Source organism: Pseudomonas sp. SJZ080, assembly GCF_007828295.1.
GTDB lineage: Bacteria > Pseudomonadota > Gammaproteobacteria > Pseudomonadales > Pseudomonadaceae > Aquipseudomonas > Aquipseudomonas migulae_A.
Genome location: NZ_VIUK01000031.1, coordinates 44,193 through 57,048, shown reverse-complemented (window position 1 = coordinate 57,048; position 12,856 = coordinate 44,193). Strand labels below are relative to the sequence as shown.

General features: G+C 59.3%; 10 protein-coding genes and 1 pseudogene. 1 reads left to right on the top strand and 10 read right to left on the bottom strand.

Translation table 11 applies throughout. The features are described from left to right. Positions 1-89: 89 nt before the first annotated feature. The 10 genes and pseudogenes from FBY04_RS28590 to FBY04_RS28540 all read right to left on the bottom strand — a co-directional run. Positions 90-380, bottom strand: a pseudogene (locus tag FBY04_RS28590) (Arm DNA-binding domain-containing protein); the annotation flags it as partial. 521 nt (positions 381-901) lie between these two features. Then, positions 902-1,654, bottom strand: a complete 753-nt coding sequence (locus FBY04_RS28585; RefSeq protein ID WP_084319686.1) for a S24 family peptidase — start codon at positions 1,652-1,654, stop codon at positions 902-904. 226 nt (positions 1,655-1,880) lie between these two features. Continuing rightward, positions 1,881-2,408, bottom strand: coding sequence for an inorganic diphosphatase (ppa, locus tag FBY04_RS28580; protein WP_003205933.1), 528 nt, complete (start codon positions 2,406-2,408; stop codon positions 1,881-1,883). A gap of 113 nt (positions 2,409-2,521) precedes the next feature. Further along, positions 2,522-3,334 carry a zinc-dependent peptidase gene (locus tag FBY04_RS28575; RefSeq protein ID WP_084319687.1) on the bottom strand — a complete coding sequence of 271 codons (813 nt, stop codon included), beginning with the start codon at positions 3,332-3,334 and terminating at the stop codon, positions 2,522-2,524. A 3-nt stretch (positions 3,335-3,337) separates the two neighbouring features. Continuing rightward, entirely contained in the window at positions 3,338-3,994 is a 657-nt protein-coding gene (locus FBY04_RS28570) for a DedA family protein (protein WP_084319688.1), read from the bottom strand. A gap of 294 nt (positions 3,995-4,288) precedes the next feature. Beyond that, positions 4,289-4,750 carry an N-acetyltransferase gene (locus FBY04_RS28560; protein WP_008042983.1) on the bottom strand — a complete coding sequence of 154 codons (462 nt, stop codon included), beginning with the start codon at positions 4,748-4,750 and terminating at the stop codon, positions 4,289-4,291. A 114-nt stretch (positions 4,751-4,864) separates the two neighbouring features. Further along, complete coding sequence (gene eutC / locus FBY04_RS28555; RefSeq protein WP_174602659.1) at positions 4,865-5,689, bottom strand: ethanolamine ammonia-lyase subunit EutC; 825 nt, start codon at positions 5,687-5,689, stop codon at positions 4,865-4,867. Between the two features lie 8 nt (positions 5,690-5,697). Next, positions 5,698-7,092: an ethanolamine ammonia-lyase subunit EutB gene (locus FBY04_RS28550; protein WP_145318721.1), complete on the bottom strand. Its 1,395-nt coding sequence runs from the start codon at positions 7,090-7,092 to the stop codon at positions 5,698-5,700. A gap of 196 nt (positions 7,093-7,288) precedes the next feature. Then, entirely contained in the window at positions 7,289-8,659 is a 1,371-nt protein-coding gene (eat, locus tag FBY04_RS28545; protein ID WP_084319690.1) for an ethanolamine permease, read from the bottom strand. 215 nt (positions 8,660-8,874) lie between these two features. Beyond that, entirely contained in the window at positions 8,875-10,395 is a 1,521-nt protein-coding gene (locus FBY04_RS28540) for an aldehyde dehydrogenase family protein (protein ID WP_145318718.1), read from the bottom strand. Between the two features lie 397 nt (positions 10,396-10,792). Between FBY04_RS28540 and FBY04_RS28535 the strand changes: the two genes are divergently transcribed. Then, positions 10,793-12,706, top strand: a complete 1,914-nt coding sequence (locus FBY04_RS28535; protein WP_084319692.1) for a sigma-54-dependent Fis family transcriptional regulator — start codon at positions 10,793-10,795, stop codon at positions 12,704-12,706. The last annotated feature ends 150 nt before the right edge of the window (positions 12,707-12,856 follow it).

Genomic DNA, 12,856 nt, shown 5'->3' with positions numbered 1-12,856 from the left:
TTGAATTCTTCGGGATAACGCTGGTTGCTCATGGCACCTCCTAATGGGCCTCATTTTAAGGCTTGGAGGTGTCTACGAAACTAGGGGCGATTCACACGCTGGGCTTCCCGTTGAGCTGCACGCTCTACGTCTCTGGCTGCCAGGGGGTCAATGCCATCGTTCAATTGACTGCGTTTGGCGCTGGCTGCTTGTCTGGCTTTCTTGAGGCTGACTTCAGGGAATGAGCCCAAGCCCATCTCCCTACGACGCCCCGCCAATTGAAAGCGAAGTAGCCAGGATTTACGTCCGGTAGGTTTGACGACCAAACGGAGGCCATCACCATCTTCGTAAGTGCCAGGCTCGGTCAGGTTCTCGACTTGTTTCGGATTCAGTTTACTCATTGATTCCCCCTGCTGTCCCTTTGTCCCCCCACCTGTCCCCCCACTTCATCCTCGGATGAGGTCAAATGGCGTTGAACACCATCGGACAGGGAAATGTCTCAAACCCCCGGAATAGCTAAGCTAACAGGAAGATTCTCGGATGGGATAGGATTATTTCGGACAATTAAAAAGCCGGCTTGTGGCCGGCTTCTCGGGGACTGGCTTGGTTCATTTTTGGTAAACCGCGCCAGCCTTCAAAACGTACACCCGGATCTTGCGTCCGGCTGTGGGACTCGGCGAGAAAATCATCTGCCTTGTCGGTGCGATCGGAGCCGCGGGGCGGGTCGATGCGCAAACGTGGGGCGCAGCATACTGATTTTTTTGGGAAATTCCCAGCTTGGTGTGCGGGGTAGAGCTGTCAGTTGCCCTGGATCGGGTAGCTGATCCGGGATTTGAGGTGAATGGTCCATCGCCTTCGCGGGCAAGCCCGCTCCCACAGGGTTTAAGTGATACCTGTAGAAATGGGCGTGTCGGCAAACAAGCTACAAGAATGGCACCGGTGGCCTGCGTTTGTTCAGGGTCGACCACCAGAACACCCATCCCAGCACCCTGATGTTTTCTTCTTCGATTTGCGCGGTCCTGAAGATCTCTTCGGGGTATTCGGCGCTGTTGTGGCTGCGCATGCGAATCGCGTTGCCCGGCACACGGCTCAGGTACTTGATGCGCAACATGCCGTCGTGCTCGACGGCGTAGATCTCGCCGTCGACAATTTGTGTGAGCCCGCGATCGATGGCGACGATGGAGCCGTCTTCGATTCTTTCGGCCATGCTGTTGCCGACCATCCGGGCGCAGATGGCGTCGGAGTGCTTGATTTCCAGGGAGTCGAGATCGCTGCGAGGCAAGCGGATCGATTCGCTGGGGTCCTTGATGACATGAGTTTTGTCGGTGCCGGGAGTGATGGCCGTTTCTTTGAAGAAGGGCAGTTCGATATCGACTGGTTCGATGACCCGGTAGGTGCCGCGGATCGATTGGGCGTCGAAGGCGTTGCCGGAGTCGTCGATCAGACGTAGTTCCCTGGCGTCTTTGGGCCCTTCGCCGGTTTTCAACCATTCGCTGTTCACGGACAGTCTTCTGGCGACATCCTCCATGCGGTAGTCGGGCACTCCGCGGGAATACCAGTTGTGGACGGTTTGAGGGTCGGTGATGCCCAGGAATTCGGCAAATCTCGTTGTCGTGATTTGGACCTCTTTCAGGAGCGTTCTGAATCGTGGGCCGCAGGTTTTGTTCTTTTTCATAAACACGAGTCTAGCCGCGCGGCATAAGGCTTTGATTCAACAAAACGTTCAAATTCGGCGTGAATTTTAAGTCTCGATGTAAGACGTCTTTGGTAAGAATTAAACAAGAAAAAACCGCTGTGCCCACCAGTTAAACGTGCTGTTTAAGCTGATTCAAGCACGCACAAAAAACCCCGGATCAACCGGGGTTTTTTCAAGTCGTCAGTGGCGCAAGGCCAGTGGCGTCTCAGCCTTTATAGGCAGCAACCGACTTGGTGATCGCTTCGCGGGCGGCGTCTGCACCGGCCCAGCCTTCGATCTTCACCCATTTGCCTTTTTCGAGATCTTTGTAGTTCGCGAAGAAGTGCTCGATCTGCTGAATCAGCAGGGGTGGCAGGTCGGTGTATTCCTTCACGTCGACGTACAGCTGGGACAGCTTGTCGTGTGGGACTGCGATGACTTTGGCATCGCCGCCGCCGTCGTCGGTCATGTTCAGGATGCCGACCGGACGGGCGCGGATGACGGAGCCTGGAGCAACCGGGTAAGGGGTCACGACCAGAACGTCGAGGGGGTCACCGTCGTCAGCCAGGGTGTTCGGGATGTAACCGTAGTTGGCCGGGTAGAACATCGGGGTGGCCATGAAACGGTCAACGAACAGGCAATCGCTGTCTTTGTCGATTTCGTATTTGATCGGCGCGTGGTTGGCCGGAATCTCGATCGCGACGTAGATGTCGTTCGGCAGGTCTTTGCCAGCCGGAATCTTGCTGTAGCTCATTGGGCGGTGCCCCCGTTAGTTGACCAAAAACACTTGGCCGGATTGACCAAAAAGTGGCGGCGATTATAGGCATATTCCGCCACCGTTGCTATGTGCCAGAGGTCGTGTAGACCTTAGTAGTGTGCCTGATAGACCGGATCTTCGGCCTGAAGTTGCCGCAATCTGCTCAGCGGATCTTGGCGATAAAACAGCTTTAGTTGCTCATAGACCTGCGGATAAGCCTCGTGCAGCAAATCCGGGGCGCTGAAGAAGTATTCGCTGGTGACCGCAAAGAACTCGGCGGGGTTTTCCGCGGCGTAGGGGTCGATGGCGGTTTCTGCGTCAGGGTTGTGCTCGAGCTGTCGGTCGAGGTCGTCGTAGGCCTCTTGCATGACCCTGGCCCAGTCGCTGACGCGCATGTCGGCGTGCAGCGGCGGCAGGCCATTGGCATCGCCATTGAGCATGTCGAGTTTGTGCGCGAGTTCGTGGATCACCAGGTTGTAGCCTTCCCAGCCGCCGCTGGCCATCACGCCGGGCCAGGCGAGGATGATCGGGCCTTGTTGCCAGGCCTCACCGCTGTGTTCGCCGTCCCACTCGTGCTCGACCCCACTGGCGTCGCGATGACGCTGGGGGCTGAGGAAGTCGTCGGGGTAGAGGACGATTTCGTGAAAACCCTGATACCAGTTCAGATCGCCCAGGTTCAGCAAGGGCAATTGCGCCTGGGCGGCGAGCAGCAAGCGCTGCTCCTGATGGAGTTCGACGCCGGGCAGGGCGGTCAGGTGTTTGTCTTCGAGGAACAATACACTGGCTTCACGCAGCCACTGGTCTTCAGCGGCGCTGATGCCGTCGAGAAAACTCAGGTGATGGCGCACCCGCTGCCACATATCGTCGGCAATCGGGTGTCTGGCCAGGATGCGCCGGCGACGCCAGGCGCTGAGCGACCACATTGCTCAGTGGGGTTCGGCTTTGGACGCGCGGCTGCCGAAGCGGCTGCGGACCACGCCAATGATCATTGGCACCAGCGACAGCAAGATGATGGCCACCACCAGCAGCGACAGGTTTTGTTTGATGAACGGTACGTTGCCGAAGAAGTAACCGAGGGTCACCAGGCCGCCCACCCAGAGGAGGGTGCCGAGGACGCTAAAGGCAAAGAAGCGCGGATAAGGCATCTTCGCTACGCCGGCGACGAACGGTGCGAAAGTGCGGATGATCGGCAGGAAACGCGCCAGGGTCACGGTTTTTCCACCGTGCTTGTCGTAGAAATCGTGGGTTTGTTGCAAGTAGTCGCGACGGAAGATTTTCGAGTTCGGGTTGCTGAACAGGCGCTCGCCTGCCGTTCGTCCGATGATGTAGTTGGTGCTGTCACCGAGGATCGCCGCGAGCATCAGTAAACCGCCCAGCAGCACGGGGTCCATGCCGCCACCGGCTGCCACTGCACCCGCGATGAACAGTAAGGAATCACCCGGCAGGAAGGGCATCACCACCAGGCCGGTTTCGCAGAAAATCACCAGAAATAGAATGGCGTAAATCCATGGCCCGTAGTTGTTCACCAGCAAGTCGAGGTAAACATCGAGATGCAGGATAAGGTCGAGCGGGTTGAAATCCATGGGGGCACCTGTGGTGACGGCCCGACTCGGCAGGCCTGTGCGGATGACTTCGCGTAAGGCTACAGACGGGTGTAGTTTTTCTTACAAGCCGGAAAGGTCGGCATTATACGGGCTGAGAAGTGAAAAGCGCGTCGAGTTTGTAGCGGGGGATGTCGTGCAAGACCGGCGGCGGGCGCGGTTTTCTTGTAGAGCAAGCGTGCTCGCGATGGCCTTGAGAGCGCCGTGGGGTATCAGGCTTGAAGCGTCTCCGTTGACGACCATCGCGAGCAAGCTCGCGCCTACAGGTAACCGGCGTTACAGCTCGTCGCTGATCGGCAACACGTAGTTCTTGAACTCGGTGTCTTCCTTGAACCCGATGGATTCGTAGGTTTTCTGGGCTATTTTGTTGTCGCTGCTGGTGGAAACGCGCATGCGCACGGCATTGGTTTCCTTGGCCATTTTTTTCGCGGTGCGCATCAGATTGTCGGCGACCAACTGACGGCGCGCGTCTTCAGCGACGTAGATGTCATTGAGGATCCACACGCGTTTAAGCGAAAGCGACGAAAAGCTCGGGTACAGCTGACAGAACCCCATCAGCTTCTTGTCGTCGTCATCGGCCAGTGCCAGGTAAATCACCGATTCCTTGCGGCGCAGGCGTTTCTCGAGGAACGCCCGGGACGAGTCCGGATACGGCAGGGAACCATAAAACTCGCGATATTTGACGAACAACGGGGTCAGCAGGTCCAGGTGTTCGAGGGTCGCTTGAATAATCCGCATCGATAGGTCTCGTCTTCAAGTGGCTGTCTTGCTCTGACGGCGAACGGTTCTCACTCGGGCAGCCGTGTTTCGATCCTGCCTGAAACCGAATGAGAAACGCAATGCGGAAACGGTTCAGGCCTTCGGCGAATTCAGTAGGAAATTACCTTTCATTTCCGCCCCTGAGTCCGACTCCAGCGTCTGAAGCTGTGCTTCGTCCTTCAGGTTGACCCCCGATAGCTGCCGCCGACAGGCTTCACGCATCAGATAAAGCAAGCGGTGTGCCGCCATGCCATAACTCAAGCCTTCCAGTCGCACATTGGAGATGCAGTTGCGGTAAGCATCCGTCAGGCCGACCTTTGGATTGTAGGTGAAATATAAACCCAGACTGTCTGGCGAGCTGAGCCCAGGGCGTTCGCCGATCAGGATCACCACCATTTTGGCGCCCAGCAACTCGCCGATCTCGTCGCTCACCGCGACACGGCCTTGCTCTACCAGAATCACCGGAGAAACCGTCCAGCCATCGACTTCGATCTGCTCTCGCATGCGCGCAAGGAAGGGCACGGTGTGGCGGTGCACAGCCAGTGCCGACAAACCATCGGCCACGACAATCACCAGATCAACGCCGCCGGGATGGGCTGAAGCATGGTTGCGCAGGATTTGCGCCGACTCATCGCTCAATTTTCGCCCCAAGTCAGGGCGCTGCAAATAGCTGTCGCGGTTTGTGGCGGCGCTGTGCAGGAGCACACTTTCGTATCCGCACTCCGCCAATTGCGTGCTGAGCCCTGCATGGTCGAAGGGCAGGTGCACCGCGTCCCGAGCCTGGGCGTGGGCGTACTGGAAATCCAGCTGCGCGCTGGTGGGCATGCTGGTGCCGGTGCGGCCCAGGGCAATCCTCGCCGGGGTCAGGCGCCGCAGTTCCAGCAATGGGTTTTCTGCATCAACGGGCGGTTTATCCATTTCGACACTCATCCCAGTTGCCCCATCGCCTGGCGGAAGGCGGGCGGCAAGCTATCGCCGAAATGAATCTTGCCGTCTGCCTGGGTGAAGATGCCCATTCTGGCCAGCCACTGTTCGAACTCAGGCGCCGGCTTCAGGCCCAGGGTTTGTCGGGCATAGAGCGCATCGTGGAACGAGGTGGTCTGGTAGTTGAGCATGATGTCGTCGGAGCCGGGGATGCCCATGATGAAGTTGATCCCGGCCACGCCCAGCAGGGTCAGCAGGGTGTCCATGTCGTCCTGATCGGCTTCGGCGTGGTTGGTGTAACAGATGTCGCAGCCCATCGGCACACCCAGCAATTTGCCGCAGAAGTGGTCTTCCAGACCGGCACGGATGATCTGTTTACCGTTGTAGAGGTACTCCGGGCCGATGAATCCTACAACCGTGTTCACCAGGAACGGTTTGAAATGTCGCGCTACGGCGTAGGCGCGGGTTTCGCAGGTCTGTTGATCGAGGCCGTGGTGGGCGTTGGCTGACAGGGCACTGCCCTGGCCTGTCTCGAAATACATCAGGTTTTGTCCCAGCGTGCCGCGATTCAGACTCAAACCGGCGTCGTAGCCCTCCTGCAAAACGTTCAGGTTGATGCCGAAGCTGGCGTTGGCCGCTTCGGTGCCGGCGATCGACTGGAACACCAGGTCCAGCGGAACGCCGCGATTGATTGCTTCGATGGACGTGGTGACGTGGGTTAACACGCAAGCTTGTGTAGGAATTTCATAGCGCTGGATGATCGCGTCGAGCATTTCCAGCATCGCGCAAATCGAGGCAATGCTGTCGGTGGCCGGGTTGATGCCGATCATCGCGTCGCCGTTACCGTACAGCAGCCCGTCCAGAATGCTCGCGGCAATGCCGGCCGGTTCGTCGGTGGGATGGTTGGGTTGCAGGCGTGTGGATAAGCGCCCGCGCAGGCCCATCGTGCCGCGAAACTGAGTGACCACGCGGATTTTCTGCGCGACCAATACCAGGTCCTGCACGCGCATGATTTTCGACACGGCAGCGGCCATTTCCGGCGTCAGGCCCGGGGCGAGGGCGCGCAGGCTGTGTTCGTCGGCTGCATCACTGAGCAGCCAGTCGCGGAAACCACCGACAGTGAGATGGCTAACCGCGGCGAAGGCTTGTTTGTCGTGGGTGTCGATGATCAGTCGGGTGACTTCATCGGCCTCATAGGGAATCAGCACTTCCTGCAGGAAATGAGTCAGCGGGATATCAGCCAGGGCCATTTGCGCGGCCACACGCTCGCCATCGTTGAGGGCGGCGACGCCGGCCAGGAAATCGCCGGAGCGCGCCGGACTGGCCTTGGCCATGACCTCTTTGAGGCTGGCGAAGCGGTAGGTCTGGGCGCCGACGGAATGGGCAAATGTGGCCACGGTGTCCTCCTGATTCTGTAAATAACCTGACAGCACCGCGAATCCTGCAGGAGCCGGCTTGCTGGCGACAACGGTGTGCCGGTTAGCACTTGCGCCGGCTGGAGGACCGCCATCGCCAGCAAGCCGGCGCCTACAATGGATCTTGGTGCACCCTAATAAAGCAGGCGCCAGGCAGCGGGCCCGGCGCCGGTGCAACTCAGACGCCTTCGAGCATCGCATCCGCCGGGGCATCGAAGCGCTGCTTGGCGGTCAGTTGGAAATACAAATAACCGGCCGCCATGAAGCCGAGGAACACACAACCGATCAGCGGGTTGAACCACGCCATCGCCACCAGGCACACCACCGCCAGGAACAGCGCAATCCCCGGGACGATCGGATAGCCCGGCGCGCGGAAGGTGCGTTCCAGGTTCGGCTCGGTTTTACGCAGTTTGAACAGGCTCAGCATACTGATGATGTACATCACGATGGCGCCGAATACCGACATGGTGATCATTGCCGCCGTCAGGGTCATGCCTTGCAGGTTGACCAGGCCGTCGCTGTATATCGCCGCGATGCCGATCACGCCGCCGGTCAGAATGGCGCGGTGCGGAGTCTGGAAGCGCGACAGTTTGGCCAGCGAACGTGGCAGGTAACCGGCGCGGGCCAGGGCGAAGAACTGACGCGAGTAACCAAGAATGATCCCATGGAAACTCGCCACCAGACCGAACAGACCGATCCAGACCAGCATGTGCATCCAGGTCGAATTGTTGCCGACCACGGCTTTCATCGCCTGAGGCAGCGGGTCGTTGATGTTCGACAGTTGGCGCCAGTCGCCCACGCCGCCGGCCATCACCATCACGCCGATCGCGAGGAACACCAGGGTCAGAATGCCGCTGACGTAGGCTTTGGGAATCGTGCGTTTCGGGTCCTTGGCTTCTTCAGCTGCCATTGCCGCGCCTTCAATGGCGAGGAAAAACCAGATCGCAAACGGGATCGCCGCAAAGATGCCGGGAATCGAGGCCATGGTGAAGTCGTTGGAGCCCGACCAGCCGTTGAGCACGAAGTTGCTGAAACTGAAGCCCGGCGCGACCACGCCCATGAACACCAGCAGTTCGGCGACGGCCAGGACGGTGACCACCAGTTCAAACGTCGCGGCAATGCTGACGCCGAGGATATTCAGGGTCATGAACACAAAATAGGCGCCAACGGCTGCAATCTTGGGATCAAGCTCCGGGTATTGCACGTTCAGATAGGCGCCGATGGCCATCGCAATGGCTGGGGGCGCAAAGACGAACTCGATCAGGGTGGCGATGCCGGCGATGAGTCCGCCTTTTTCGCCAAAGGCCCGTCGGCTATAGGCAAACGGCCCGCCCGCGTGGGGAATGGCGGTGGTCAATTCGGTGAAACTGAAGATGAAACAGGTGTACATCGTCGCCACCATCAACGCGGTGACGAGGAAACCCAGGGTTCCTGCGGTGCCCCAGCCGTAACTCCAGCCGAAGTATTCGCCGGAGATCACCAGGCCGACGGCAATGCCCCATAAGTGCAGGGTGCCGAGTGTGGGTTTGAGCTGTGTGGAAGAAGTCATAAGTCCTCGCTGTCTTTTTTATTGTTTGATCTGTTGGACTTTCGGGGGCTGCTTTTACTGTAAGTCGGGCACGCAAAGCCCGTGCCAGAGCGGCAGGGCTATGATTTGCGGTGTGTTTGAGGGCGCTATCGCCAGCAAGCCGTTTCCTGCAGGACTGCGCAAACCTGTAGGAGCCGGCTTGCTGGCGATGGCCGTTAACGCGGTATCGCGTCGGGTTAGAAGAACCCCAACGGATTGATGTCGTAGCTCACCAGCAGGTTTTTGGTCTGCTGATAGTGATCGAGCATCATCTTGTGGGTTTCACGACCGACACCGGACTTTTTGTAACCGCCGAACGCGGCATGCGCCGGGTACAGGTGGTAGCAGTTGGTCCACACGCGACCGGCCTTGATGGCGCGGCCCATGCGATAGGCGCGGTTGATGTCGCGGGTCCAGAGGCCGGCACCCAGGCCGAACTCGGTGTCGTTGGCGATGGCCAGGGCTTCGGCTTCGTCCTTGAACGTGGTGATGCTCACCACCGGGCCAAAGATTTCTTCCTGGAACACGCGCATTTTGTTGGTGCCCTTGAGCAGCGTCGGCTGGATGTAATACCCGCTCGCCAGGTTGCCCTCGAGTTTTTCCACCTTGCCACCGGTCAACAATTCGGCGCCTTCGCCCTTGGCGATTTCCAGGTACGAAAGGATTTTGTCGAACTGTTGCTCGGACGCCTGGGCGCCGACCATGGTGTCGGTGTCCAGCGGGTCGCCACGTTTGATTTGCAGGACTTTCTTCATCACCACTTTCATGAAGTCGTCGTAGATCGACTCTTGCACCAGTGCGCGAGACGGGCAGGTGCAGACTTCGCCCTGGTTGAAGAACGCGAGCACCAGGCCTTCGGCGGCTTTTTCGATGAAGGTTTCTTCGGCTTGCATGATGTCGGCGAAGAAGATGTTCGGCGATTTGCCACCCAGCTCCACGGTGGACGGAATGATGTTTTCGGCGGCGCATTTCATGATGTGCGAGCCGACCGGGGTCGAGCCGGTGAAGGCGATCTTGGCGATGCGTTTGCTGGTGGCCAGGGCTTCGCCGGCTTCTTTGCCGAAGCCTTGCACCACGTTCAGCACGCCCGGCGGCAGCAGGTCGCCGATCAGCTCCATCAGCACGGTAATGCCCAGCGGGGTTTGCTCGGCAGGCTTGAGCACCACGCAGTTACCGGCAGCCAGGGCCGGTGCGAGTTTCCACGCGGCCATCAGGATCGGGAAGTTCCACGGAATGATCTGCCCGACCACGCCCAGTGGTTCATGGATGTGATAGGCCACGGTGTTGCCATCGATCTCGGCGGCACTGCCTTCCTGGGCGCGGATGCAACCGGCGAAGTAGCGGAAATGGTCCGCGGCCAATGGGATGTCGGCGTTGAGCGTTTCACGTACGGCTTTGCCGTTGTCCCAGGATTCGGTGATTGCCAGGACTTCCAGGTTCTGTTCGATGCGGTCGGCGATTTTCAGCAGCACCAGCGAGCGAGCCTGGGCGGACGTGGCGCCCCAGGCGTCGGCAGCGGCGTGGGCAGCGTCCAGGGCCTTGTCGATGTCTTCGGCCGTGGAGCGCGGGAATTCGGCAATCGGTTGGCCATTCACTGGCGAGGTATTGGTGAAGTACTGACCTTTGACAGGCGCGACGAACTCGCCGCCGATGTAGTTACCGTATTTGCTCTTGAACGAAACGATAGCGCCTTCAGTACCGGGGTGAGCGTAACGCATAGTGATTTCTCCTTGGCTTTTGTGCTTATAAGGGAGAGCGCATGTGCGCTTGCTATAAGCGTAGAGCAAAGGTCGGGCCACTGCCCTGCAGGTCAGGCAAATCAAGGTCTTGCGCGTTTTTTGTCGGACAGGCGGGCGGCGTCTGTGGCGCTTTCGGTACGGTGCCTGGGACACTTTGTACCGCTTGTGGCACAACCTGTGACCGGGCGGTCTTGCCAGCATTGCAATGAAGGCCAGGCTGGAGGATGCTCGGCACAACCCTTGTAGGAGCTGTCGAGTGAAACGAGGCGGCGATCTTTTGATTTTGCTTTAAGGGACAAGATAAAAGATCGCCGCCTCGTTTCACTCGACAGCTCCTGTAGGGGCGGTGTAAACCGCTCGGGGAGAACAATAAGAAATGCACGACAACCATTTGAGTCGCCATGCCCAGCAAGTGCTGACCGTGACCCAGGGTAAATCCCACCTGCACGGTCCCGGCAGCGATCCGTCCATTGCCCGGTCCTGGCTGCGTTGTCTTGAGGACTACCACCTCGACCCGGCCCTGACCATGGCGCCAACGGTGCTGGAGCATGGCCGCGTCCTTGAAAGTCGCGAACGCCTGCAGCAAGTGCTGCACATCGCCGGCAACGAAATGAGCAGCCTGCATCAACAGCTTTCCGGCGCCGGTCATGCCGTGCTGCTGACCGATGCGCGCGGGGTGATCCTCAACTGCGTGACCGCGCCCGCCGAGCGCAAGATTTTCGAGCGCGCCGGCCTCTGGCTCGGTGCCGACTGGAGTGAGGCCTGCGAAGGCACCAACGGCATTGGCACCTGCCTGGTTGAGCGCCAGTCGCTGACCATCCATCAGGACGAACACTTTCGCGGCCGCCACACCGGCCTGACCTGCTCGGCGAGCCCGGTGTTCGACCCGCATGGCGAACTGTTGGCGGTGCTCGACGTGTCCTCGGCGCGTCACGAAGTCTCGCGACAAAGCCAGTTCCACACCATGGCGCTGGTCAATCTGTCGGCGAAGATGATCGAAAGCTGCTATTTCCTGCGTTACTTCGACAATCAATGGTTGCTGCGTTTTCACCTGCAGGCCGAATCCGTCGGGTTATTCAGCGAAGGGTTGCTGGCGTTCGACGGGGAAGGGCGGATCTGTGCCGTCAACCAGAGTGCGCTCAACCTGCTGGGGCATGTTCGCGGCGGACTGCTGGGTAAACCGGTCGAAGCGTTTTTCGACTGCTCGCTGGACGAGTTGCTGGGCCGCGCGAGTGTGAATGCCAGTGCCAGTTGGCCGCTGCGCACCCGTGACGGGCGAAGTCTGTTCGCCGTATTGCGCGGTCAGCCGCGCAGCATTCCAGTGCCCGTGGCACCCGCTGCGGTGATTGCCGGGCCGTCGCGGTTGTCGGGCATTTGTCTGGGCGATGCTGGGTTGCAGGAAGATTTTCGCAAGTCCCTTCGCGTCTTCGAGCGGGACGTGCCGCTGTTGATCAACGGCGAAACCGGGTCGGGCAAAGAAGCCTTTGCCAAAGCGGTGCATCAGGCCAGTCAACGGGCGGAAAAGGCCTTCGTCGCGCTCAATTGCGCGGCTATCCCCGAAAGCCTGATCGAGAGCGAACTGTTCGGTTATCGCGGCGGCAGCTTTACCGGTGCGCGCAAGGAAGGCATGCGCGGCAAGTTGCAGCAGGCCGATGGCGGGACGTTGTTTCTGGATGAAATCGGCGACATGCCGCTGGCATTGCAGACCCGGCTGTTAAGAGTGCTCGAAGACCGGCAAGTGGTGCCGATTGGCGGGGAACCGGAGTCGGTCAACGTGCGGATCATCAGCGCCACTCACCGTAATTTGCTGGAGCGGGTGCAGGATGGCAGCTTCCGCGAGGATTTGTACTACCGGCTCAACGGCCTGGAGATCGCACTGCCGGCGTTGCGCGAGCGCAGTGACAAATCGCAGTTGCTCGATTTTCTGCTGGCGGAAGAGGCGGGCGGGGAGACGGTTCTGATTGATGAGCCGGCACGCCAGGCGTTGCTGGGTTTTACCTGGCCCGGAAATGTGCGGCAGTTGCGCAATGTGCTGCGCACGTTGGCGGCGTTGTGTGATGGCGGGCGGATCGGGCTGGAGGATTTGCCGGCGATGATTCGTCAGGCGCGACCGGCGCCGGTTGTTGCTGTTGAACAGCCTTGCGAACATCCCCTGGATGATGCCGAGCGGCTGGCATTGTTGAATGCACTGGAGCAAACCCGTTGGCATATGACCCATACCGCGGAGCAACTTGGCGTTAGCCGCAATACCCTCTACAGGAAACTGCGTAAACACGGGATCGCCCGGTAAAGCGCGTTGCCGCCATTGGCGAGCAAGCCCGCTCCCACATTTAATCTCTGTTGCTCACCAATGTTGTGTACACAGGAGAGCCAATGTGGGAACGGGCTTGCTCGCGAAGGCGTCTTCAGATCCGAAACACAAGGTGCGATTTTCGCCTCC